The 24971-nt window shown below is 63.5% G+C and carries 20 protein-coding genes; 12 read left to right on the forward strand and 8 right to left on the reverse strand.

Going from position 1 to position 24971, the window contains the following annotated elements; translation table 11 throughout:
• Positions 1-19 precede the first annotated feature (19 nt).
• The 7 genes from DW195_RS01880 to cobK are packed head-to-tail and all read left to right on the forward strand — an operon-like array spanning position 20 to position 6586.
• A complete protein-coding gene (locus DW195_RS01880; RefSeq protein WP_233540785.1) occupies positions 20-976 on the forward strand; it encodes a histidine phosphatase family protein in 957 nt (318 codons plus the stop codon).
• On the forward strand, positions 976-1950 hold the full coding sequence (gene cbiB, locus DW195_RS01885; RefSeq protein ID WP_118205642.1) for an adenosylcobinamide-phosphate synthase CbiB: 975 nt from the start codon (positions 976-978) through the stop codon (positions 1948-1950). The genes DW195_RS01880 and cbiB overlap by 1 nt, the downstream gene beginning before the upstream one ends.
• Positions 1947-3170 (forward strand): histidinol-phosphate transaminase, encoded by a 1224-nt coding sequence (locus tag DW195_RS01890; RefSeq protein ID WP_158567876.1) that lies wholly within the window; start codon positions 1947-1949, stop codon positions 3168-3170. Before cbiB ends, DW195_RS01890 begins: the two co-directional genes overlap by 4 nt.
• Complete coding sequence (locus DW195_RS01895; RefSeq protein ID WP_233540786.1) at positions 3163-4662, forward strand: cobyric acid synthase; 1500 nt, start codon at positions 3163-3165, stop codon at positions 4660-4662. The genes DW195_RS01890 and DW195_RS01895 overlap by 8 nt, the downstream gene beginning before the upstream one ends.
• Positions 4659-5174 carry a cob(I)yrinic acid a,c-diamide adenosyltransferase gene (locus tag DW195_RS01900; protein ID WP_118205645.1) on the forward strand — a complete coding sequence of 172 codons (516 nt, stop codon included), beginning with the start codon at positions 4659-4661 and terminating at the stop codon, positions 5172-5174. The genes DW195_RS01895 and DW195_RS01900 overlap by 4 nt, the downstream gene beginning before the upstream one ends.
• Positions 5175-5816: a precorrin-8X methylmutase gene (locus DW195_RS01905; RefSeq protein WP_118205646.1), complete on the forward strand. Its 642-nt coding sequence runs from the start codon at positions 5175-5177 to the stop codon at positions 5814-5816.
• Positions 5813-6586 carry a precorrin-6A reductase gene (gene cobK / locus DW195_RS01910; protein ID WP_118205647.1) on the forward strand — a complete coding sequence of 258 codons (774 nt, stop codon included), beginning with the start codon at positions 5813-5815 and terminating at the stop codon, positions 6584-6586. Before DW195_RS01905 ends, cobK begins: the two co-directional genes overlap by 4 nt.
• A gap of 211 nt (positions 6587-6797) precedes the next feature.
• On the opposite strand, the gene DW195_RS01915 is transcribed toward cobK, so the two are convergent.
• The 6 genes from DW195_RS01915 to metK all read right to left on the reverse strand — a co-directional run bounded on the left by DW195_RS01915 (position 6798) and on the right by metK (position 15415).
• Entirely contained in the window at positions 6798-8012 is a 1215-nt protein-coding gene (locus DW195_RS01915; protein ID WP_118205648.1) for an ABC transporter permease, read from the reverse strand.
• Entirely contained in the window at positions 8009-8782 is a 774-nt protein-coding gene (locus DW195_RS01920) for an ABC transporter ATP-binding protein (protein ID WP_118205649.1), read from the reverse strand. The genes DW195_RS01915 and DW195_RS01920 overlap by 4 nt, the downstream gene beginning before the upstream one ends.
• Positions 8782-10209: an efflux RND transporter periplasmic adaptor subunit gene (locus tag DW195_RS01925; protein ID WP_158567877.1), complete on the reverse strand. Its 1428-nt coding sequence runs from the start codon at positions 10207-10209 to the stop codon at positions 8782-8784. The genes DW195_RS01920 and DW195_RS01925 overlap by 1 nt, the downstream gene beginning before the upstream one ends.
• A gap of 132 nt (positions 10210-10341) precedes the next feature.
• Positions 10342-12066 (reverse strand): L,D-transpeptidase, encoded by a 1725-nt coding sequence (locus DW195_RS01930; protein WP_158567878.1) that lies wholly within the window; start codon positions 12064-12066, stop codon positions 10342-10344.
• Positions 12067-12215: 149 nt separating this feature from the next.
• Positions 12216-13823: an L-serine ammonia-lyase, iron-sulfur-dependent, subunit alpha gene (gene sdaAA, locus DW195_RS01935; RefSeq protein WP_118205652.1), complete on the reverse strand. Its 1608-nt coding sequence runs from the start codon at positions 13821-13823 to the stop codon at positions 12216-12218.
• A 311-nt stretch (positions 13824-14134) separates the two neighbouring features.
• Complete coding sequence (metK, locus tag DW195_RS01940) at positions 14135-15415, reverse strand: methionine adenosyltransferase (protein ID WP_118205653.1); 1281 nt, start codon at positions 15413-15415, stop codon at positions 14135-14137.
• 278 nt (positions 15416-15693) lie between these two features.
• Between metK and gltX the strand changes: the two genes are divergently transcribed.
• The 5 genes from gltX to DW195_RS01965 all read left to right on the forward strand — a co-directional run bounded on the left by gltX (position 15694) and on the right by DW195_RS01965 (position 22909).
• A complete protein-coding gene (gene gltX / locus DW195_RS01945; RefSeq protein WP_118205654.1) occupies positions 15694-17169 on the forward strand; it encodes a glutamate--tRNA ligase in 1476 nt (491 codons plus the stop codon).
• Positions 17170-17239: 70 nt separating this feature from the next.
• Positions 17240-19711, forward strand: coding sequence for a primosomal protein N' (priA, locus tag DW195_RS01950; protein WP_118205655.1), 2472 nt, complete (start codon positions 17240-17242; stop codon positions 19709-19711).
• A gap of 18 nt (positions 19712-19729) precedes the next feature.
• Positions 19730-20266: a peptide deformylase gene (gene def, locus DW195_RS01955; RefSeq protein ID WP_117635192.1), complete on the forward strand. Its 537-nt coding sequence runs from the start codon at positions 19730-19732 to the stop codon at positions 20264-20266.
• Between the two features lie 325 nt (positions 20267-20591).
• Positions 20592-21512, forward strand: a complete 921-nt coding sequence (fmt, locus tag DW195_RS01960; RefSeq protein ID WP_118205656.1) for a methionyl-tRNA formyltransferase — start codon at positions 20592-20594, stop codon at positions 21510-21512.
• Positions 21509-22909, forward strand: a complete 1401-nt coding sequence (locus DW195_RS01965) for an RsmB/NOP family class I SAM-dependent RNA methyltransferase (RefSeq protein WP_118205657.1) — start codon at positions 21509-21511, stop codon at positions 22907-22909. The genes fmt and DW195_RS01965 overlap by 4 nt, the downstream gene beginning before the upstream one ends.
• A gap of 413 nt (positions 22910-23322) precedes the next feature.
• Here DW195_RS01965 and DW195_RS01970 read toward each other — a convergent pair whose 3' ends face one another.
• Complete coding sequence (locus DW195_RS01970) at positions 23323-24540, reverse strand: IS3 family transposase (RefSeq protein WP_118205658.1); 1218 nt, start codon at positions 24538-24540, stop codon at positions 23323-23325.
• Positions 24541-24654: 114 nt separating this feature from the next.
• Positions 24655-24891: an FmdB family zinc ribbon protein gene (locus DW195_RS01975; protein ID WP_117803239.1), complete on the reverse strand. Its 237-nt coding sequence runs from the start codon at positions 24889-24891 to the stop codon at positions 24655-24657.
• Positions 24892-24971 lie beyond the last annotated feature (80 nt).

Consider the following 24971-nt stretch of genomic DNA (forward strand, 5'->3'; position numbering starts at 1 on the left):
TTCGGGGAAGAGGACTTTCGTGCGCGAAAAGCTCGGGTTCGCGGCGGACGATTTCGTCGACGCGGCGCAGCTTGCGGAGGGCGGCGTGCCCGCTGCTTTTGTCGGCCGCGTCGCATACCGTGCTGAGGAACTCGTATGCGCGCTCGACGCTGACCGGGCGCTCGAGCGGCTGATCGGCTTCGACGCAGTGATTCTGTCCTTGGTCGGCTCGGGGGTCGTCCCCATGCGTGCGGAAGACGCCCAATGGCGCGAGCGCGCGGGGCGCCTGGGATGTGCGCTCGCTGCGCGCGCCGACGTCGTCGTGCGCATGACGTGCGGGATTCCCCAGGTCATCAAAGGAAACCTTGCCGATGCGCCTCGAGGGACGCAGGGCGCGGGCGCGCCTTTGGAAGTCGTCTTCGTGCGCCATGGTGCCACGGCGGGCACGGAAGACCATCGCTACAGCGGGGCGGGCACCGACGAGCCCCTGTCGAGCGCGGGCGAGCTCGCTTTGCGCGACCTCGCGTGCGATCGTGACGTGTTCCGTGTTATCACGAGCGGCATGGCCCGAACCGACCAGACGGCGCGCATCCTCTTCCCGAACGCGGAGCTTGTGGCGTGCCCCGGTCTGCGCGAGATGGATTTCGGCGACTTCGAGGGGCGAAGCGCCGCCGAGCTTAAAGAGGATGCGCGCTACCGCGCCTGGGTAGACTCCTGGTGCGAGACGCGCTGCCCGCATGGCGAGGGCAAGAGCGATTTCACCCGCCGCGTCGTCGCGGCGTTTCGGGAGGCGTGCGAATCGGAGCGCTCCCAGGGGAGTTGGCGCGCCGTCTTCGTCGTTCATGCGGGTACCGTGAAAGCGCTGCTCTCCGAGCTAGCTGTCCCGACAATGGGATACTTCGACGTGCATACTGAGCCGGGCGGCGCATGGGCCGCCACCTGGGATGGGCGCTGCCTTCGCGACGTTCGCCCCGCTTCGGGGGGCGATGCCCGGTGATGACGATTCTTGCCGTCGCCGCCGGGTTCGCGGCCGACCTTGCCTTCGGCGACCCGCGCTGGCTTCCCCATCCCGTTGTCGCCATGGGGCGCGCGATCACGTGGGCCGAAGGCCGCCTGCGGGGCGCATTCCCGCAAACGTCCGCGGGCACGCGCGCCGCAGGGCTTGTGCTCGCCGTGGCGCTTCCGCTTGCGTGTGGGCTTTTGACCTGGGGAATCCTGCATCTTTGCGGCATGGTTCACCCCGTCTTGCGCTTCGTTGCCGAGGCATGGGCGAGCTATCAGATTCTCGCGGCATGCGAGCTGCGCCGCCAGAGCCTGGCCGTGGCCCGCGCGTTCTCGAAGGGCGGCCTTGTCGCGGCGCGCGAAGCCGTCGGGCTCATCGTGGGACGCGATACGTCTGTTCTCGACGAGCGGGGCGTCGCGCGCGCCGCTGTGGAAACGGTGGCGGAGAACGCGAGCGACGGCGTCATCGCGCCGCTTTTCTACCTTATGATCGGGGGTGCGTCCTTGGGCATGGCGTACAAGGCGGTGAATACGCTCGATAGCATGGTGGGCTACAAAAACGAGCGCTACATCGACTTCGGCTGCGCCTCGGCGCGCCTCGACGATGCGGCGAACTGGATTCCCTCGCGCTTATCGGCCTTGCTCATGATCGCCGTGTGCCCGATCGTCGGTCTCGACGCGCGCGGGGCGGCGCGCATCTGGCGCCGCGACAGGCGTCGCCATGCGAGCCCGAACGCGGCGCAGACCGAGTCAGCGTGCGCGGGCGCGCTCGGGCTGCGTCTGGCAGGACCCGCGGTGTATTTCGGCAAGCTCGTTGAGAAACCGACGATAGGCGACGCGTCCCGCGAAATCGAGTGGGGCGACATCGCCCGGGCGACAAGGCTCATGCTCGCCGCGTCCGTATGCGCGCTCGTCGTCTTCGGTGCCGCGCGTGCGGCGGTCGTGCTCGCCGTGGGGGCGATGGCATGAGGGAAGACCACGTCGCGCCCCGGGCTGCCGGGGGAATCCTGCGTGCCCGTGCGCATGGGGGTAGCACGCAATCGCTCGGCATCGCTTGCGAAGGGGGCGCCTCCGACCTCATTGACTTCTCGGTGAACGTGAATCCGGCAGGCCCCTCGCCGCGCGCCGTCGCCGCAGCTTGCAAGGCGCTTTCTCGAATCGACGCCTACCCCGATAGGGAAAGCCTCGCCCTCGTTCGTGCCCTAGCGCGCGCCCAGGGCATTCCCGAAGATACTATCGTCTGCGGCGCGGGCGCGGCCGACATCATCTGGCGGCTCGCCGCGGCGGTGCGCCCGAAACGCATCGTCGTGTGTGCGCCGACGTTCTCTGAATATGCGGAGGCGGCATCGTACTACGGCGCATGCGTGCAGGAGTTCCCGCTCTCCGAAGCGGACGACTTCGACGTGCCCGCCTCCTTTGCCCGCGCGATCGAGGGGCCGGGAGACGTGGCGTACCTCTGCAATCCGAACAACCCGACGGGGCGACTCGTCGACCCCAGCGTGATCGATGCCGCGGCTTGCCGCTGCGAGCAGGTGGGCGCGCTGCTCGTCGTGGACGAGTGCTTCCTCGGATTTGCGCCCGACGCCCGCGAAAGGAGCGTGGCCGCACGCGCCGCGTGTTCGCGCCATGTGGCCGTGCTCTCCGCGTTCACCAAGCTCTACGGAATGGCGGGGTTGCGGTTGGGATATCTGATCAGCGGAAACGCCCATCTCATCGAGGGGATTCGCCGGGCGGGGCAGGCGTGGCCCGTCTCCTCGGTCGCCGAGGCCGCGGGTATCGCCGCCCTGGAAGACGTTGAATACGTCTCGCGCACGCGCGACGTATTGGCGGGCGAGCGAGCGTGGCTTTCCCACGAGCTCTCCTCGCTCGGGCTTTCCGTCGTGCCGTCGGATGCGAATTTCCTTTTAGTCCGCACGCCGGCGAAAGACATCCCCGAGCGCCTGTATAAACAGGGGGTTTTGGTCCGCACGTGCGACTCGTTTTCGGTACTGTCCCGTTTCTGGTGCCGCGTCGCGGTGCGCACGCGCAAGGAGAATGCCCGGCTTGCGATGGCGTTCAGCCGCGCACTTCGGGCGGAAGGTGCATCGGGCGAAGGCGAACCCGACGAACGGGGCGGCGCTTCTTGTAGCGGCGCTATGGCGGGCGCGGATGGCCGAGGCTCGGCGAAGGAGGTCGATACCCGTGGGTAGGGCGAAGCCCATCATGATCCAGGGCACCATGTCGAACGCGGGGAAGAGCCTGCTTGCGGCGGGGCTGTGCCGTGTGCTTTCGCAGGACGGCCTGCGCGTGACTCCCTTCAAGAGCCAGAACATGGCGCTCAACAGCGGTGTCACGGCCGACGGGCTCGAGATGGGGCGCGCCCAGATCATGCAGGCCGAGGCGTGCGGCATCGCGCCCGACGTGCGCATGAACCCCATCCTTCTCAAGCCCGAAAGCGACCACCGAAGCCAGCTCATCGTGGCCGGCAAGGCGAAGGGAGCCTTCGCTGCGAGGGACTACTTCGCGCGAAAGAAAGCGCTCATGCCGCAGATTTTGGAGGCGTTCGATTCTCTCGCGGAGGAAAACGACGTCATCGTCATCGAGGGCGCCGGCAGCCCCGCCGAAATCAACCTTTCCGAAAACGACATCGTCAACATGGGGCTCGCGCGCGCCGTGTCCTCCCCCGTGCTGCTCGTGGGCGACATCGACCCAGGCGGGGTGTTTGCCCAGCTCTACGGTACGGTCGCGCTCTTTGCGCCCGAGGATCGCGCGCTTTTGCGGGGGCTTGTGGTGAACAAGTTCCGCGGCGATGTGGAAATCCTGCGCCCGGGTTTGGCCCCGCTCGAGAAGATGTGCGGGGTTCCCGTCGTGGGGGTCGTGCCGTATCTTACGCTCGACCTGGACGACGAGGACTCGCTCGCGCCGCGCCTATCTGCCCGCGAGGCGCGCGGCGTCATCGATGTCGCCGTCGTGCGCCTTCCGCATCTGTCGAACTTCACCGACTTCGACCCGCTTTCGCGCGTGCCCGGCATGGGCGTGCGCTACGTTTCCTCGACGACCGATCTGGGCCGACCCGACCTGGTGGTGCTTCCCGGCTCGAAGACCACGCTCGACGACGCGCGCTGGCTTGCGGCTAGCGGCATCGGAGCCTGTGTACGCGCGCTTTCGGGCGCGGGCACACCGGTGCTCGGCATATGCGGAGGCTACCAGCTTTTGGGAGACGAGCTTTCCGACCCGCACGGCAGGGAAGGCGCTGGCACCGCGCGCGGGCTCGGGCTCATCCCTGCAAGTACAGTGTTCAAGGAGGAGAAGCGCCTCGCCCAGTCGGAGCTGCGCATCACGGGCGCCCAAGGCGCGTTCTCGGTGTGGAACGGCATGACGGCGCGCGGGTACGAGATTCACGACGGCGAAACGACCGTCTCCTGCGCCCCTGCAGGCACGATTGGCGGCAAACCAGAAGGCGCGGCCTGCGGAAACGTGTTCGGAACCTATCTCCACGGCCTGTTCGACGAACCGGGGTTGGCGCTCGCCCTCGCGCGCTCGCTCGCGCGCATGCGCGGCCTGCCCGAGAGCGTCGTGGGTGCTGCGGGCGCAGCGTCCGCAGCCGATCACCGTGCGCGCGAGTTCGACCGCCTGGCCGACGTCGTGCGCGGGGCGCTCGACATGGAGTATGTCTACCGCATTATCGAGGAGGGTGTATGATCCACGTGTATCATGGCGACGGCAAAGGCAAGACCACGGCGGCGATGGGCCTCGCCCTTCGCATGCTCGCCGCAGGCCGCCGCGTCGTCGTCGTGCAGTTCCTGAAAGACGGCGAAAGCGGGGAGGCGCGCCTGCTCGCCGAGCATTTCGGCGTGCCCGTGTTCGCGGGGAAGGTGTCGGACAAGTTTACCTGGTCGATGACGTCGGAAGAACTTGCCGCGACGTGCGAGCTGCACGATGGGAACCTCGCTTCCGCGCTCGCCGAGTTCGAGGGCGCTCAGGAGGGGCTGCTCGTGCTCGACGAGGCGCTCGACGCGCTTTCGAAGGGGCTTGTCGACGAGGCGCTCATGGACCGCGCGCTCGATATGTCCGCGCGCGGCGTCGAAGTAGCGCTCACCGGGCGCGCGCCTTCCCGCAAGATCGTGGAGAAGGCCGACTACATAACCGAGATGCGGTGCGAGAAACACCCCTACTCTCAGGGGATATGTGCAAGGGAAGGAGTGGAGTACTAGATGGATTCCAAGGAGATGGCGCCCGGCGACATCGAGCGGCGCAGCTTCGAGATCATCACCGAAGAGCTCGGCGGCCGCACGTTCCCGCCGCTTGAAGAGCCCGTCGTGAAGCGCGTCATCCACACCACTGCCGACTTCTCGTACGCCGATTCCCTCGTGTTCACCCATGACGCCGCGCACTGTGCGCTCGACGTACTGCGCGCAGGGGCCACGGTGCTCACCGACACGAACATGGCGCTTGCAGGCATAAGCAAGCCCGCGCTCGCGAAGCTCGGCTGCAAGGCCGTATGCTACATGGCCGACCCTGATGTCGCCGCTGCTGCGCGTGTCGCGGGCACGACTCGCGCCGTTGCGAGCATGGACAAAGCTTGCGGCATCGAGGGTCCGCTCATCGTGGTCGTCGGCAACGCTCCCACAGCACTTCTGCGCCTCGCCGAGCTCATGGACGCGGGGAAGATCGCACCCGCGCTCGTCGTTGGGGTGCCGGTCGGGTTTGTGAGCGTGGTCGAGGCGAAAGAGGAGCTACTCGCGCGACGCGTGCCGGCCATCGTCGCGAGGGGTCGCAAGGGCGGTTCGACCGTGGCGGCCGCCATTATGAACGCGCTGCTCTACCAGATCACGCGCCCAGGCGGCCCGAAGTGACGGCGCCCGCATCCGCGCCGGCGCTGCGCATCTTCGCCGGCACCACCGAGGGCCGCCTTCTGTGCGAATGGGCGAGCGAGGCGGGCATCCCCGCCCGTGCCTACGCGGCAACCGAGTACGGAGGCGAGCTTTTGGGCGAGCTTCCGGGCATCGAGGTGCATGCGGGCAGGCTCGACGATGCCGACATGGAGCGCGAGCTTTCCGGCGCGCGCATCGTCGTCGACGCCACGCACCCCTTCGCTACGCTCGCAAGCGGCAACATCCGAGCCGCTTCGCTCACCGTGGGTGCACGATGCCTGCGCCTTGCGCGCCCGGTCGAGGCGCTGCCCAAAGGCGTCGTGCCGGTCGCGTCGATCGCCTGCGCGGCGCGCTTTCTCTCCGAGAACCCGGGTCGCGCGCTTCTCACGACGGGGAGCAAGGAGCTTGCTCCCTACACGCGCGTCGCCGATTTCGCGGAGCGCTTCTTCGTGCGTGTGCTCCCGCTGCCCGGTGCTATAACGAAGTGCATCGACGCGGGGTTTTCGCCGTCGCACGTCATCGGCATGCAGGGGCCCTTCACCCGCGAGCTCAACGAGGCGATGCTTCGGCAGGTGGGCGCCCAGTGGCTTGTGACCAAGGACTCGGGAACCGTAGGCGGCACGGCCGAGAAGCTCGCCGCCGCGCGCGACGTGGGAGCGCGCTGCATCGTGGTCACCCGTCCCGCCGAGGGAAGCGGGGCCCTTTCGCTTCGGGAAGTGGAAGACGCGCTCTTACGTGAGTTCGCGCGCTAGGCGCTCACCGCCCCTGCGCGCCCTTCCGCCCGCGAGGAGGATCGCCTCGAGCAAGCTTGACCCTTACAAGCCCGTCATCCGCCAATAGCTAGAGGACGACGCCCGGAACTGGCGCAAGCGGCCCTTCAATAAGTTTCGGTGAAATAGTGTCTGTTTTTGCTGCTAGAAAGCATATTCGGTTCCTAATTCACCGCAACTTTTTGGTGGTGGCTTACTGGTAGCGAAGGCACTCCACCGGGTTGAGCTTTGCCGCGCGGCGAGCGGGGTAGAAGCCAAAGATTACGCCGATGCCGACGGAGACGGCGAAGGCCAGCAGCACCGTGGCGATTGAGAAACTCGGTGTGATTTGCCCACTGGCACCGAGCTCGCCAAGAATCCCGGATCCGGAGGCAAACATCGCGAGGCCCCAGGCCAGCAGATAGCCAATCAGGACACCCAACAGTCCGCCGGTGACGCACAGCGCCGAGGATTCGGCCAAAAACTGCGCGGTGATATCGCGACGACTTGCGCCCAGAGCGCGGCGGATTCCGATCTCGCGAATGCGCTCCGTTACGTTGGTAAGCATCATATTCATAATGCCGATACCGCCGACAAGCAGCGAGATGCTGGCGACAGCACCCATGATGAGCGAGAACGCGCTCATAAAGGAGTTGAGTGCATCGATGGCGCTTTTCATGGATGTCGCCGATACACTGTCGTACTCATCCTCCTCCTCGATGCCCTTCATCGCGCGCACCTTGGACTCGATGGTCTTACAAAGCTCATCCATGTCCGTGCCCTCGGCGGCAAGTGCCGTCACGCTGGGGAATGAAGGATTCTCGTCGCCAAACAGCCCGGCGATGGTTTCGCGTGGCATATACAGCGTGAGCGAGCCCATGGAGTCGCTGCCGCCATCAATCACGCCTACAATCTGCACCTCGCCGTTGGACACCTTGATGGTTTTCCCCAGCGCATCCTGTTCGTTGCCGTAAAGCTGATCGGCACCGCCGCGGCTGATGAGCGCCACGCGCGAGCCTGCCTTTGACTCGACATCGGTGTAGGTGCGCCCCGCAACGAGCTTACTGGCACCCACGGCGTCGAGCATGTCGCTATCGACACCCTGTGCCATGACGGTATAGCTTTTATCGCCGGTCTTGTACTCGGTATACGCGCTGTCGACAATGCCGATCTGCTCTATCTGCGGCACCAGTTTTTGAAGCTTCTCGATGTCCGACTCGGTGAGTTCTTGCGACGAATAGATTTGCACCATGCGCGCCGCATTGAGGCCCAGACTGTTGACCAGGCTGTTTTGGATGCCGCCGATGAGCGAAGTCATGGCGATAACCGAGGCGATGCCGATGACAATGCCCAGGATGGTGAGCAGGCTGCGCCCCTTGTTGGCCTCGAGCGAGTGAAGGGCTTCCTGGATGAGATCGCGGGCGCTCATGCCACCACTCCTTTCGGCGGGTTGGCGGAGGCGGAAATCATGGGCAGGCTATCTACGGCGCTGCGCAGGGTCCGCGGTGCATGTGGAATATACGCGCCGTCGTGAATGCGACCGTCGCGGATGGTCACGGCGCGGTCGGCCTCGGCGGCGATGCCGGGGTCGTGTGTGATAAGAACGATGGTTTTGCCGCGCTTCTGGAGCTTATGGAAGGTCTCCATCACAAGCGCTCCGGTAGCGGAGTCCAGGTTTCCCGTCGGCTCGTCGGCCAGAATGATGGGCGGGTCATTGACGAGGGCGCGCGCGATTGCGACGCGCTGCATCTGTCCGCCCGAGAGCTCTGATATGCGGTGGTCCCAGTGGTCGACCGGCAGCGTGACGGCCTGTAGCGCGTGCACGGCGCGCATTTCGCGCTGGCTACGGGGCACATTGGTGTAGGCCAGCGGCAGCATGACGTTTTCGATAACCGACAGGCGCGGCAGCAGGTTGAAGCTCTGAAAGACAAAGCCAATGCTCAGGGCGCGAACTTCGGTGAGCTCGTCATCATCGAGCTCGGCCACGTTGAGCCCTTGCAGGTAGTAGTCGCCCGCCGTCGGCTTATCCAGGCAGCCCAGGATGTTCATGAGCGTCGACTTGCCCGATCCCGAGGGGCCGGTGATGGCAACGAACTCACCGGGATCTACTGCCAGGCTCACGTTATGCAGGATGTGGGCGCAACCGGCCTCGCTCTCAAAGATGCGGTGCACGTTGCGGATGTCGATGACGGGACGCATTACTTGCCCTCGTCGGCAGACATGCTGCCCGAATCCGCGCTGTTGCCGCCGTCAGCCGTTACTTCCGCTCCGGTGTCCATGACGAGGGTGTCGCCATCGCGCAGCTTGGTAACCGGCACGTTGGGGTTGATTTCGTTGCCCTGGTCGTCGCGCTTGACCTGCGTCTTACCGACTACAGCCTCGTTGTCGTTTTGCGTCACGACGGTCACCTTCACGCGATGGGTTTGCTTGCCCTCGTCATCGGTTGCCACGTTGACGTAATAGTGTTCGCCGTCTTCGGTCATGAGCGCCATCGTCGGCACCATAACCACGTCGTCGAGCTTCTCGGTCACTACCGAGACCTCGGCAGTCATACCCGGCTTAAGGCGACTGTCGGGTGCTTCGATGAGGATGTCGACGTTAAAGGTCACGCTGCCGCCGCTACCGGAGCCGGAGTCAGAGTTTGCCACCGAGGCGATAGCCGTGACGGTGCCCTGACTCACGATATCGGGAAACGCGGGATAGGTCACGTTGGCGCTTTGGCCCACGGCAATTTTGGCGATATCCTTTTCGCCCACCTGAACCGTCACCTTCATCTTGGACAGGTCGGCGATTTGCATGCACTGCTTGCCGCCGCTCGTGTCGCCTTCGCCCATGATCGTGCCTCCGGTCACCGTGGCACCGACTTTGGCGTTGAGCTCGACGATGTTGCCCGAACTGGGGGCCTTTACGGTGCGCTCGGCCGCCTTTGCAGTTGCCTGCTCCAGCGTTGCCTGGGCCGAGGCGAGGTTGCGCTGGGCGGTCGAGACGGCATTTGCGTTGGCGTTTGCGTCCGATGGGCCGGTCGATCCGTCACTGTCCGTTGTCGGTGCGGCCTGTGCGGCCGCGAGTGCCACCTTTGCATTGTTCAGGTCTTCCTGGGCGGCCGCGACCGCGCGCTGCGCCTCGGAAACAGCGCTATCGAGCGCGTCGTTCTTAATGGTCATGAGCACGTCGCCCTCGTTGACGCTCTGTCCGGCCTGCACGTTGATCTTTTCAACCGTACCGTCGACAGAAGGGGAGACGACCGATGCCGAGATGGGCTTAAGCTGCCCCTTGGCTTCGACTGTGGTGGTAAACGTGCCTTCGGTGACCATGTCGGTCACCGGTCCGTTGGTGCCTGCGGGTTGCGCGTTGATGACCAGCGTTGCGATGATGACAATGAGCGCGATGGCAACAACGACGCCGGCGGTAATACCGCGTCGAATCAGCTTTTTGCGTCGACGTTCGGCACGCTTTGCCTTGAGCTTGGCATACGCCTCTTCATCGGAAATCTCGGCCGTATCGTTCGTGCGTCCGCTCTCCTCGTCGGCATGTACGTCTGTGATCAGAGGAAGCGTTTCGGTGGCACCTTCGGGCGTGCGCTCGGTATCATTTGGGCCCGGGGTGATCCTGGGGACATTCGGCATAGCGTCTCCTTTATAGAAAGAACCTCGATAATTATATGCGCCCACCGGTTGGGGCGGGCGCATAGGACGTTTTCTTTCGGAACTGTTAGATTGGTCGCAGCGGTTCCACGTTGTAGGAATGCGCGCGTTGCACTACGAGTGGACAACCACGCACAGGCCGACTTTGATGCAGTCGTGAAGTGCCTTGGCGTCGGCCAGGCGCAGGTTGATGCAACCGTGGCTGCCGCACCACTTGTACGACTCGGCATTATCGAAGCTCTTGTCGTTTTGCCAGGTGGCGTCGTGGAATCCGACCATATTGCCCTCGAACGGCATCCAGTAGCTTACCGGGCTCTCGTATTTGGGCTTGCCGGTCTCGGGGTCCTTGGCACCGATGAGTTTGCTGGCGCCATCGTTGCTGTTGATCTGCCATACGCCCTCGGGGGTGGCGTCTTCGCCCGGTTTGCCAGAAATAAAGTTGGCCTCCCACACGATGTTGCCGCTCTCGTCGTAGTAGCGCGCATGCTGCTCGGACAGGTCGACGTCGATATAGGCCTTCCAGTCGGGCTCGCCCTTGGCGGTAAATGTGTCGGCCTTCTGGGAGTACTTGATCTCGATTTCGCCGGTCTGCTTGTTGTTGATGGCGTCCTCGACCTGCTTGGCGAGCGAGCTGCTGTCGATGGACCAACCAAAGTCGCCGCCTTCGACGGCGCACTGCTTGCCATCGGCGCGCGTCCACCAGCGAGTGGAGCCCACGGTATTAAAGCCGTTGGCGAGCTCGGCTGCCCAGCTGCTGATCTGCGACGTATCGAGCGTGGGGTTGGCCGGATCGGCAAAGCTGATCCACTGCAACACGGAGCTGCCATCAACCTTGCCGGCATCCTCGCCGTTGAGCTTGAGGGTCACGTTGACGCCCAAGAAGTTGTTGGCGGCATCGCATGCAGACTGAATCTGATCATCGGTCAGCGTTCCATTGAGCGGCTCATAGGCATCGTTGCCGAGCTTGGAAAGATCTACGGTCTCGGCCAGCGAGGCAAGCTCGAGCTCGGCATACTTAATGACATGCTCGCGGTTGAGTTTTTCGTTGGAGCGCGCCTTCTCGACGGTAAACTTGCCGGCCTGCTCGTCATAGGAGCTATTGGCCTCGAACGCGCCCGAACGCCCCTCGTTAAACTCGTCGATGGCGGCGCCCAGATCCTTCTCAAACTGCTTTTGGTCAAAGGTGTCGGAGAGCATGGACAGGTCGACGTCTTGATCAAGATCGACTTCGTTGGAGCTAGCGGTTGTTTTGGTCTTGCCGCTTAAGGATTCTACAAGGCGAACCGGCCATACAATGGCTTCGTTGCGGCTGATAATCTCTTTTGCGGCAGCTTCGCCGTCGACAATGGGCTCATCGGACTCGGGCTGATAGGTCCAGCTAAAGTCATCGCCTGTCACGGTGAGCTTATAGTGCTTCCAAGCCGAGTTGACCTTGGTGGCGGCAGACGAAGCGTTGGAGAACGAGACATCGACGCCGGCGATAGTGGTGTTGGGGTAGGCTACCTGCGAAAACGCTACGACGCCTACGATATAGACAATGACGATAAGACCCAGAACGACAAAGAGCGTCGTCTTTTTGCCCGACTTATTGTTCTCGGCGGGTTTGCGTGCGGGGCCGCGATCGCCTCGAGCGTGCGTGGGGGGCTGCTTGGGCGCATTGCCGTTTGCCTGGCGCTGCTGACGTTGCTGGCGCTGCTGGTTCGGGCGTTGCGAAGCGTTTGCCGCACCACGCTGCTGACCGTGGCTCGGCGCGATAGGACGCGGCGACTGAACGCCGCCGGTGTGCCTGCTCGGCTGCTGCGGATCGGGAATCAGTTGAGTTCGATCGTTTTGCGACATCGTGTGCATATCCTTCGAATTTCGCCTTGCGGCTCATCGTGTTTTTACTGGGCTTGCATTATAGCGATTACCTAGTTGTTTGTGGTATGGAAACGGTGGCATTCAAAAGAGGTGGGACATTTGTCCCACCTTCGAGTCTTTCTTTGTCGCTATCCGCACACACCGCATTTTGCACAGGCCGAAAGTGCGGCCGGAGCCTGCGCGATGCCACCCTTTGCCGTCTCGCGCAGCGTGGCCGGCAACGCGTGGCCCACGGAGAGCATGACGTGCGCCATCTGGTCAAACGGCACCAGGCTCTTGATACCGGCAAGTGCAAGCTGCGCCGAGCTAAAGGCGGCTGCCACGCCGATGGCGTTGCGGTTTTGGCAGGGCACCTCCACGAGGCCACCGACGGGGTCACAAACGAGGCCCAGCAAGTTACTCAGCGCGATGGAACTGGCGTCGAGCGCCTGCCCGGGCGTGCCGCCGAGCATCTGCACCAGCGCGGCGGCTGCCATGGCGGCCGCACTTCCTACCTCAGCCTGGCAGCCGCCCTCGGCACCGGCGACGCAGGCGCTCGTGGTGAGGTTGAGGCCGATGGCGGCTGCGCAGTAGAGCGCGTCCATGACCTGCTCGTCGTCGAGCTGAAGGTGATCGGCGAGCGCCAGCACGCAGCCGGGCACGACACCCGCGGAGCCTGCCGTGGGGGCAGCGACGATCACACCCATCGTGGCTGAGCGCTCTAGCACGGCCATGGCGCGAGCCACGGCGTCGGTCTGGACGGCGCCCATTAAGTTGGAGCTCAGGTCGTTGCTGCCGGTGGCATCGACAAGTTTTGCCTCGCCGCCGATGAGGCCGCCAAGCGAGCGCTGCGGATTGACGATGGGGGCTGTGGTCTCTTCGCGCATAACCTCGAGTACGCGGCGCATGGCGGCGACGGCGTGGGCCTCGCCGGTCAGACGCGCCTCGCGTACAGCCATGACGGCGCCGATGCTGAGCCCCAGTTCCTCGCACGCACCGAGCAGCTGCTCGCCGTCGTCGAAGATTTCCTTGGCCGAGACGCCGGGGGAGAGCGAGGAGGCAGAACCGGGGAGCTCGATAAAGGTCGCGTAATCGACATTGTCGAGCTTGCGTAGCATGGGGATAACGGTGTCGTCGGGCGCGCCGTCGGTCTCAAAGACGGAGTAGGCCTGGCCGCCCACTTCGGTGCGGTAGGTGCGGCAGAAGGCGATGTTCACATGGGCGTAGGCGAGCAGGTTGGTGAGCGCTGCGAGCACGCCGGGAACATCCTGATGCGCCACGAAGAGCGTGGAATACATGCCTGAGATGTCGACGCCGACGCCGTTGATACGGCTGATGCGCATCTTGCCGCCGCCGAGGCTTTCGCCGCGGACCTGTGCCGTGGCGCCCGTGGCGTCGACCATGTCGATGTCGACGGTGTTGGGGTGGATGGAGGCGTCGTCGCCCTTGATGTCAAAGTGATATTCGAGGCCCTGCTCGCGTGCGAGGTCAAAGGCCTGCTTGATGTTTTCGTCATCGGTGTCGAGGCCCAGAATGCCCGCGACGAGCGCACGATCGGTGCCGTGGCCGCGGTAGGTGTGGGCAAAGGAGTTCCACAGGCCAAAGGTGACCTTAGTGATGCGGCCTTCCAGCAGGCTGGCGGCAACTTGGGCGCAGCGCAGGGCGCCGGCGGTGTGCGATGAACTGGGGCCGACCATGACGGGGCCCAAGATCTCGAATGCCGAGGTCGTAGCTAGTGTTTGCGGCTTGCCTGCCATATGCGCTCCTGTTCTATCCCGTCGTTCCGAGGGCTTTGGTATTTGGTCGCCTGCTCTACAGTCCTGGCTCGCACGGAGGCCACATTAAGTGGCCTCCGGCTCGTGCGGAACTCGCGATCGACCAAATACCAAAGCCCTCGGAACTTAGGATACATGGTAGGGGCACGCTTGCTGCAAAATTCTTCAGCTGGGAACCTATTCTGCGTCCCAGGTCGGCTCATCTTCACCACCGGTTAATAAAAAAGAGGTACCGGTTGTTCCGGTACCTCTTTTTGGCGTGTTTCTATTTGGCTGTGGCTTTTCTCGTAAGCCTACAGGCCACAGGCTGCTTTGAGTTCTTCGACTCGGTCGGTATTCTCCCAGGTGAAGTCGGCGTCTTCGCGGCCGAAGTGACCGTAGGCTGCCGTCTTTTCGTAGATGGGGCGACGCAGGTCTAGGTCGCGGATGATCGCGCCCGGGCGCAGGTCGAAGGTCTTCTCGACGGCCTCGACGATCTTTTCCTCGGCAACATGCGCAGTACCGAAGGTGTCGACCATGATTGAGAGGGGCTTGGAAACGCCGATGGCGTAGGCAAGCTCGACTTCGCAGCGGTCGGCCAGACCGGCGGCGACCACGTTCTTAGCGACCCAGCGCGCGGCATACGCGGCAGAGCGGTCAACCTTGGTGCAGTCCTTGCCGCTAAAGGCGCCGCCGCCGTGACGGCCGTAGCCGCCGTAGGTGTCGACGATGATCTTGCGGCCGGTGAGGCCCGTGTCTCCCATGGGGCCGCCCACGACAAAGCGACCGGTGGGGTTCACGTAGATGTCCGCGTTGTCCCACGGCATGTTCTCGGCGGCCATGACCGGGGTGATGACGTGCTCGATGAGGTCGGCCTTGATCTTGCCCATGTCTTCGATCTCGGCGGCGTGCTGCGTGGAGATGACGATGGTTGTGACCTCGACGGGCTTGCCTTCCTCGTAGCGCACGGTGACCTGTGTCTTGCCGTCGGGACGCAGATAGGCGAGGGTGCCGTCGTGGCGCACGGCGGCCAGGCGCTCGGCCAGGCGGCTTGCCAGGTAGTGCGGCATGGGCATGAGGGTCTTGGTCTCGTTGGAGGCATAACCGAACATCATACCCTGGTCGCCAGCGCCGATCAGGTCAATCGGGTCGGTGGTGGCGCCGGTCTGGGTCTCGAAGGATTCGTCGACGCCCTGGGCGATATCGGGCGACTGCTCGTGGATGAGGCTCATAACGCCGCACGTGTCGCAGTCAAAACCGAACTTGGCACGGTTGTAGCCAATGCGGCGGATGACGCCGCGGGCGATTTCCTGTATGTCGACGTAGGCCTGGGTGCGAATCTCGCCGGCGACGATGACGGTGCCGGTGGTCACGAGGGTCTCGCAGGCGCAGCGGACGTTCTCCACGTTGGCAGGCACGCCGTTGGGGGCGATGTAGCCCTGCTCCTGGAGCTCTATTTCTTTGGCGAGGATTGCGTCGAGGACGGCGTCGCTGATCTGGTCAGCGATCTTATCGGGATGACCTTCGGTCACCGACTCCGACGTAAAAACAAAGGACCCGTGTTGGGGTGGGATGGAACGAAGTTCTTCTGACATGATTGTCCTTTCAAAAACGTGTCCCAGCGACCGTTACCATTCCGCCGGGCTCTCTATGCAAGGGCACATCATAGCGCGTAAATCAAACATTCACACCCTTTCCGCACCTACTCATTGGGGACAGACTTAAATGAGTAGCCTCAAACTAAGAATGTCTCCAGCGACTGGTCATTTAAGTCTGTCCCCAATGAGTGGGTCGGTGCCCTTTGTGCGGAGGTGGGCATTGTTGCTTTATACTGATACGGTTAGACATCCATCCTGCAATCGAGGAGATTTCCATGGCATCAGACGTTCGCGTCCGCTTTGCACCCTCACCGACGGGCAAGCTGCACATCGGCGGCGCCCGCACCGCTATCTATAACTGGGCTTTCGCCCGCGCAAACGGCGGCACGTTCATCCTGCGCATCGACGACACCGACCCCACCCGCTCCACCGACGAGAACACACAGATCATCCTGCGCGCCATGCGTTGGCTGGGCCTTGACTGGGACGAGGGCCCCGAGGTGGGCGGCGACTTTGGCCCCTACGCCCAGACCGAGCGCCTGGACCTGTATAAGCAGGCCGCCCAGAAGCTTTGGGACGAGGGCAAGGCCTATCCCTGCTTCTGCACCAAGGAGCAGCTCGACGCCGACCGCAAGGCCGCGCAGGAGCGCAAGGACCCCTTCCAGGGCTATCAGCGCCGTTGCCGCGATCTTGATCCCGAGGAGGCCCGCCGCCGCATCGAGGCCGGCGAGTCCTACGTCCTGCGTATTAAGGTGCCCGAGGACCGCGGCGACGTCGTCATCCACGACGCCGTCCACGGCGAGGTGACCTTCGACGCCAAGGAGCTCGACGACTTTGTCATCTTCCGCTCCGACGGCACGCCCACGTACAACTTCGCGACCGTCGTCGACGACGCCATGATGAAGATCACCCACGTCATCCGCGGCGACGACCACCTTTCCAACACCCCGCGCCAGGTCATGGTGTATGAGGCTCTCGGTGCGCCCGTGCCCACGTTCGCCCACATCTCCATGATTCTGGGCGCCGATGGCAAGAAGCTCTCCAAGCGCCACGGCGCCACCTCGGTGGAGGAGTACCGCGATGCCGGTTACCTGCCCGACGCGTTCGTCAACTACCTGGCGTTGCTCGGCTGGTCGCTCGACGGCGAGACTACGATCATCCCGCGCGATGTCCTGGCCAGCAAGTTCTCGCTCGACCGCATTTCCAAGAACCCGGCGACCTTCGACCCCAAGAAGCTCGACTGGGTCAATGCCGAGTACATCAACGGCATGTCCGATGCTCAGTTTGCCGACGAGATCATGGTTCCCGAGCTGCACGAGGCGGGTCTCATCGAGGGTAACGTCGAGTACGGCGAGGACTGGATTGACGCGCTTGCCGCCATCGTCAAGCCGCGCACCAAGATGCCGGCCGACGCCGTGACCGTTGCCGCCCCCATCTTTGCCACGGCCGAGACGCTCGAGTATGACGAGAAGTCCGTCAACAAGGGCCTGGCCAAGGAGGGCATGGGTGCCATTCTGGACGCCGCCAAGGCTGCTCTCGAGGGCGTGGACGAGTGGACTGCCGAGGCCATCGACGCCGCGCTTGAACCGCTGCCCGAGCAGATGGACCTTAAGAAGCGCGTGGTGTTCCAGGCCGTGCGCGTTGCCGTCTGCGGCAACATGGTGAGCCCTCCGCTGGGCGAGACCATGGCGCTCGTCGGCCGCGACGACTGCCTGGCGCGCATCGACCGCGCCCGCACGATGGCGCTGTAATCGCTGCGCAAACGTATGTATCCGAGCCCCGTTCACCCGAGCGGGGCTCTTGTTTCTAAAGACGTATGGGATGGGAGGTACAGAGACCATGGCCGAGCAACTGTCACTGTTTGGTTCGCCGGAACCGGAGGAAGCTCCGAAGTCCGCGGCCCCCGTCGCCGCCCCGGCGCAGCCCGAGCCGGTATCCGAGCCCGTCGTCGCCTACGCGAGCGTGGTCCTCGACATCCCGACCCGTGCGCTGTCCGAGCCGTTTGTCTACGGCATTCCCGACTCCCTTGCCGACGAGGCCCAGGTCGGATCGACGGTCCTGGTTCATTTTGGCAACCGTGCGGCCGCAGGCTACATCGTCGACATTGCGCCCGAGCTTGCCAACCTGCAAGGTAACGACGCTCTCGATCCCGCGCGCATCAAGCCTATCGAGGCTATCCTCAGCAAGCCGCTCTTTACCGCCGAGTCCGCCCGTATCGCACGTTGGATGAGCCGCGAGTACGTCGCGACGCTTTCCGAGTGCCTGCGCCTGTTCTTGCCCCCGGGCGGAAGCCCGCGCGTGGTCAAGGTCGATGACGGCGTGTGGACCGTTGAGCGCCCCGCCGTCAAACCCATCCAAAACCGTTGGGTCATGCTCACGCCCGAGGGTTTCGACTACACGCCGCCCAAGACCGCGGTCCGCCAGCGTCAGCTCATTGAGGCGCTCCAATGCGGCCCGGTCACGACGCGCGACCTCAACCTGCTCTACAACAGCATGTCGGCGACCATCAAGGCGCTCGAAAAACGCGGCGTCGTGGTGGTGGAGGAGCGCCGGGCGTGGCGTGGCTGTAGCGAGCAGACCACGCTGTCCTCCGCGAGCGGCAAAGCGCCGGTCTCGCTTACCAACGGCCAGCAGCAGGCCCTCGCGCAGATTGAGCGTGCCCGCCTTGACGCCCACGGCGACGTAGTCCTTGTCGATGGCGTCACCGGATCTGGCAAAACCGAGGTCTACCTCTCCGCTATCGAGCGCGTGCTGGCGGCCGGCCGTTCGGCCTGCGTGCTCGTGCCCGAGATTTCGCTGACGGCCCAGACTGTCGGCCGCTTCCGTTCGCGCTTTGGCGAGACGGTTGCCGTGTTCCATTCGCGACTTTCTGCTGGCGAGCGCCTGGACCAGTGGGATATGGTCGCCAGCGGTGCCGCGCGTGTGGTCGTGGGCGCCCGCTCGGCGCTCTTTTGCCCGCTCAGCGACTTGGGTCTTATCATCATCGACGAGGAGCACGAGACCAGCTACAAGCAGGGCTCCAGCCCGCGCTACCATGCGCGCGAGGTGGCTGCCGAGATGGCGTGTCGGTATCGCTGCCCGCTCGTGTTGGGCTCGGCCACGCCTTCTGCGGAGGCCCTCGACCGCTGCCGCCGCGGCACGTACAACGGTGCCACCTGGACTCGTGTCGAGATGCCTGAGCGCCCGGGAAATGCCGTGCTGCCCACGGTCCGCATTGCCGACCTGCGCCGCGAGTTTTCGCACGGCAGCCGCTCCATGTTCTCAAAACCGCTGATGGAAGGCCTGGAGCGCGTAGTCGAGCGCCGCGAGAAGGCCGTGCTGCTGCACAACCGTCGCGGCTTTGCGCCGTTCCTTATGTGCCGTGAGTGCGGCTGCGTCCCCACCTGCAATCACTGTTCCACCGCGCTCACGTATCACGAGCGCACCCATACGCTGCAGTGCCACACTTGCGGTTCGTCCTGGCGCGTGCAACCCTATCCGGCGCCCACGAGTCGCTGTCCCAAGTGCGGCAGCCGCTACCTGGCTAAAATGGGCCTGGGTACGCAGCAGATCGAGGATGCGCTGCACCAGATGCTGCCCGACGACGTCGCCATCATTCGCATGGATGCCGATTCCACGCGCGGCAAGGACGCGCACAAAAAGCTGCTCGAGCAGTTCGATGCGGCCGATTGCGCGGTGTTGCTGGGCACTCAAATGATCGCAAAGGGCCTCGACTTTCCCGAGGTCACGCTCGTGGGCGTGGTCAATGCCGACTTCGCCCTCAAGCTGCCGGACTTCCGCGCAGGGGAGCGCGCCTACGACCTGCTAGAGCAGGTTGCGGGCCGCGCCGGCCGCGGTGATCGTCCCGGCGAGGTTATCATCCAGACCTACCTGCCTGAGGACCCGGTCATTCGCGCCGTCGCCGAGCACGACCGCTCGATTTTTACCGACTACGACCTGGACCAGCGCCGCGACGCCCTGTATCCGCCGTTCGTGCGCTTGGCCAACATCTTGGTGTGGTCGACGAATGCGGATGACGCGCGGGACTACATCGGCCGCATCGCGAAGCTCCTCAAGCGTCGCTGGCATGCCGCCGCGCCCGACTTTTTGCGGGCGGGGAGCGCCGTGCCCCAGGTGCTTGGTCCGGCTTCGTGTGTAATCGAGAGAGCCAAGGACCGTTACCGCTTCCATCTGCTTGTAAAGTCGCCGGTAGGGTACCATGTCTCTGATGATATCGACGCCTGCCTCAAAGAGGTTGGCTCCGTGCGCGGCGTGAGCGTGAGCGTTGACGTCGACGCCTATGATTTGATGTAACAACCCGAAAGGATGGCCATGGAAGCCAACGGAATCGTACTGTCGCCCGACCCTCGTCTGCGCCAGGAGTGCGCCGTCATCGAGGAGATCACTCCGGCGATCGAGGCGCTTGCCGAGAAGATGAAGAAGATGATGTTCGACAACGGCGGTTGCGGTCTGGCTGCCCCGCAGATCGGTGAGCTTATTCAGCTCGTCACCATCGACTGCGACTACAGCGACAAGAATGACTACGATCCCTACGTGCTCATCAACCCTGTCATTGTTGAGCAGAGCGACCATCTGGTGCCGTTTAGCGAGGGCTGCCTGTCCATTCCCGGTATTAGCTGCGAGATCGAGCGTCCCGACCATGTCGTCGTCGAGGCGTACGACCTGGATGCCAACCTGATTCGCTACGAGGCCTCGGGCGATCTGTTCTGCGTGTGCCTGCAGCACGAGATTGATCACCTGCACGGCAATACCATGTTTGAGCGCCTTAAGCCCATGCAGAGGATCAAGGCAGTCAAGGAGTACCAGGACGCCCTGGCCCGCGGCGCTCGACCGGGCGAGACGGAGTAGGTTTGTCCGTCCCCGGGGCGCCCGCCTATATCATCCCGTGCTCAAACATTCTCGCTGCGCTGCGAAACTGCGCGCGGGACGATATAGGCGGGCGCCCCGGGGACTACGTTGACGCTGCTTGTCTCGCCCGGGTACCGTCGGGCCAGGGAGGGGCGTCTTCGCTGATAATTGCTTTGTTGAGAGAGAGCTGCTTTTATTGCGGCTCTTTCTTTGGTTTTGGGTATATTTGTTTTTGTTGGACTGTTCTGGCGGCTGGGTGCGCTTGCGACCTGGAACGCTTCTTTTGTAGCCGTCTCGGCTCGTTGTTGAGAGGAGACTTACTTTTATGCGTATTGTGTTTATGGGTACGCCTGATTTTGCTGTGCCTTCGCTGACTTCGCTTGTTGAGGCTGGGAACGAGATTTCGCTTGTAATTACTCGTCCCGATGCTGTTCGTGGGCGTGGTAAGAAGCTTGAGCCTTCTCCTGTTAAGGCCAAGGCGCTTGAGCTTGGCCTGCCGGTTGTTGAGGCAAATCGCATGACGCCGGAGGTTGTTGAGGCGCTTCAGGCTGCGCAGGCTGATATTTTCTGTGTGGCTGCCTATGGTTGCATTTTGCCTGATGAGGTGCTGCATATGGCGCCGCTTGGTATTGTGAATGTTCATGCGTCCTTGCTGCCTCGTTGGCGTGGGGCTGCTCCCATTCAGCGTGCCATTCTTGCTGGTGATGAGGTTGCTGGCGTTTCTATTATGCGCATTGGGCATGGCGTTGATACTGGTGCTTATTGCGCGCAGGCCTCGACGTCGGTTGCCGGTAAGCATGCTGAGGCGCTGACCATGGAGCTTGCTGAGCTTGGCGGTAAGTTGCTTGCCGATGCGCTTCCCTCGCTTGCCGATGGCTCGGCTGTTTGGACTGAGCAGGACGAGTCGCGCGTCACGCATGCTGCAAAGATTTCCAAGCAGGAGATGCGTCTTGATCCGCAGATGGCGGCGCTCGACTGTGTGCGTCATGTGCTCGCTTCGTCCGATACCGCGCCTGCTCGTTGCGTGATTGCCGGCAAGACGGTTCGCGTGCTCGATGCTGCGCCGGCCGATGTGTCGCTTGGCGAGGGCGCTGTTGCCGCCAAGAGCAAGCGTGTTTACCTGGGCCTTTCCGATGGCGCTGTTGAACTGCTCGAGGTTAAGCCCGATGGCAAGCGTGCCATGGCCGCATCTGCCTGGGCTGCCGGCCTGCAGGGTGTCGAACTTAGGTGGGGTGTACTGTCATGAGCAAGTTGTCTCCCGCGCGCAAGCTTGCACTCGATGTGTTGATGGAGGCCGATCGCCGCGGTATGTACGCACGCGACGTGTTGTCTTCCCGTGCTTTGGCCAAGGCTATTGACCAGCGCGATTCTGCTTTTGCCGCTCGTTTGGCGCTCGGCGTTGCCGCCACGCAGGGCATTTTGGATGAGTTGCTCGATCAGTTTTTGGATAAGCCCAAAAAGGTCGCGCCGCGCGTTCGCATGGCGCTTCGTATCTCGGCCTTCGAGATGCTCTATCTGCATACGCCGGGCCGCGTTGCCGTGAGCCAGGGTGTTGAGCTGGTACGCAGCGGTGCTAAGTCTGCCGCTGGCCTGGCTAACGCGGTGCTGCACAAGGTCGCGGACAACGTTGAGGACTTTGCCACGGCATCCGACGTGGATGAGTCCGAGCGCCGTTTGGTTCGCCTGTCTCGTTTGATGGGTATCCCTCGCTGGCTGTGCGCCCGCATTATGGCGTCGTTCGATACGCCCGAGGGCGTGCTCAACTTTGCCGGCAATCTGGCGCCTGCGCCGCTTGCGCTGCACGAGAATGCGTTTGCGACCAAGGACGACCCGTATATCTCGCAGCTCGTTGCGCCTGTCTTCCCGGGCTGCCATGCTCCGGTCGATGCGCAGGTCACGGTTGCATCGGGCGTGTTTGAGCGTGCGGCCGCGGTTGCCTCGGACCTCAACGCACAGCTTATCGCTACTGCCGCGACACGTCCCGGCCGTTGCCTGGAGATCGGCGCCGGTCGCGGCACTAAGACCTATGTGATGATGTGTCAGGCCAAGCGTGCCGGGTACGAGCGTCAGCATACCGCACTCGACCTGCATGATCGTAAGTGCGATCAGAATCTCGCGCGCCTGCATAAGGCGGGTATCTCAGGTGTTCGTACGGTGTCGGGCGATGCCTGCGAGCTCAATGAGGTGCTCACGTCCTTTGACGCGATGCTTGGCGAGCCTGCCCTGTTCGACACGGTCTTTATCGACGCGCCGTGCTCTGGCACCGGCACTATGCGCCGCCACCCCGAGATTCCTTGGCGCCTGACCGAGAATGACGTTACGACTGAGCTGCCCCGCCTGCAGCTGACGATGCTCAAGGAAGCAGCCGCGCGCGTGGCTGCTGGCGGCGAGCTTATCTATGCCACCTGCTCGGTTTTTGATGAAGAGAACACGCAGGTCGTGGACGCCTTCCTGGCTTCTCCCGAGGGCGCCGGCTTTACCGTGGCGCCGCTCTCCGAAGCCCAGATTTTGCAGCTGCCCGAGTTCGCCCAAGCCAAGAAGCTCGTCTCCGTTCGCCAAAACGACCGCGGCCTCTTCCAAAGTGTGCCCGTTAATGCGGACTCCTACGACGGCCACTTCTGCGCCCGCCTGGTCCGCCAGTAACTACTAAGTTGCAGTGAAATAGGGATTGAATATCGGTTTCTGCCCGCCAAACAGTCCTTATTTCACCGCAACTCAGAAGGTCATACGTGCGGAGATCGTAAAAGAGGTAAAGAGTGGTAAAAATAGCCCCGTTTCATACTTGCTGTTATCAAAAGTAGGGCGGATTACGGGGCTAGATTGGTGATGCCCGACCACAGCAAAAATGACCTAAATAAAACCGCAGGTAGATGGCTTGTTGAAATTTGCAAATTACTGGAATGGATAGAGGTTGTCAATTCAGCCCCGTAATCCGGTAGAGTTTTGATATGTTACAAACTTAGCATCAGCCCGAAATCCAATATATAGAAAAGTTGCGGTGAAATAGTTCCTGTTTGGCCGTTGGATGGGGGTGCGGACGATTTCTTGGACCGCGCCTAGGCGTATCCAAGCTTCCTGCGGTACTCCATCGGGCTCAGCCACTCGAGGGACTTCTTGATGCGCCCGTCCCGATAGTACACGAGGTAGGCCTCGAGCCTCCCCATGAACTCCTCGGCCGTCACGCCCTCCCAGTCCCTGTAGCGGAAGAACTCGTTCTTGAGGCGCCCGAAGAAGCCCTCGCAGGCCGAGTTGTCCGGGCTGCAGCCCTTCGCGGACATGCTCCTGACCAGGCCGTTCTCCTCGCAGATCCCGATCCACTCCGGCCAGCGGTAGTGGCCGCCCCGGTCCGAGTGGATCGTCGTGCGCGCGCCCGCCGGCCTCGCCGCGCAGGCCTTGAGCAGGCTCGAGTTCGCGAGGCGCTTGTCGGGGTGCAGCCCGATCGACCAGGCGACGGGCATCCCGTCGAAGCAGTCGATGACCGGGCTCAGGTAGACCTTCTCGCCGCCCGGGAGCCTGAACTCGGTGATGTCGGTGAGCCACAGCCGGTTGGGCTCGTCGGCGTGGAAATTCCTGTTCACGAGGTTCTCCGGCGCCTTGGAGACCTCGCCGGCGTAGGAGCTGTAGCCCCGGGCGCGCCTCTTGTTGTAGACGACCTCGAGGCCCTCCTCGCGCATCACGCGGGCCACGCGCTTCTCGCTGGCGCGGACGCCCTCGCGGCGCAGGCGCGCCCAGACGGTGCGGTACCCCCAGCACCCCGAGCCCTCGCGGAAGATGCGCACCACGCGGTCGCGTATGTCGGCGTCGCGGTCGCGCGGCGCGGCGACGCGGGGCCTCCAGTACTCATAGGAGCTCTTCGATATCCTCAAGAAACCTGTGATCGAGCGGAGGGGCAGGGCGGTCGCCCGCCTCAATCTCTCGCCGAGCTCGCACTTGCTCCTGTTCGAGATCGAAGCCGGGTCCCACCCTTCCGCTTTTAGGTCGGCCAACACCGCCCTGAGCAGCAGGTTCTCTATCTGGTCCTCGTTGAGCCCGGCGAGCGGGCCGGTCGCCGGCGGGGCGTAGATCGACTTGTCGGGGCCCAAGCTGGCCTCCTTCCGTGGCGGTTCCCTCGCCACGATTCTACAGCCCCCGCCGGTGTAGCTGCGCGGGAGGTGCCCCGTCGCCCACTTCTTGGCCGCGCCCACCGAGACCCCCGCGAACTCCGCGGCGGCAGTGGGCCCCATGCCGTCCTCCGTCGCCAGGAGGAAGAGCTCGACCTTCTCCCTGCTGTACATGCGAACCTCCAGTCCGGACCGCCCCGCGGTCCAACTTTCTGTCCGCACCCCCGATGGGCTGATTCAGGAACTATTTCACCGCAACTCATGGGGAAATCTGGGTACCGGTTGTCGCTAGTGGTTGTGTGGGCAGTTGGCGCAGCAGCCGCTGGTGGCGCTGGTGCTGGAACCACCGCTGCGCTGGTCGGTGTTGTAGAAGCCGCTGCCCTCAAACTTGATGCCGCTGGCCGAGAACGTCTTGGCCGCCGGAGCGCCGCAGCTCGGGCACACGACCTCGGGGGTCTCGGACATGGGATGCTCAACCTCAAACACGTTGCCGCAGCTCGAGCACTTGTAATCGTAGCGCGCCATAATACTTCCTTTTCAGCACAAAGCGGGCAGATCGCTCTGCCCGCATAAATTCAAACAGCTGTAACTGTACCCTATATCGG

The sequence above is a fragment of the Collinsella sp. AM17-1 genome, assembly GCF_003470665.1.
Lineage (GTDB): Bacteria > Actinomycetota > Coriobacteriia > Coriobacteriales > Coriobacteriaceae > Collinsella.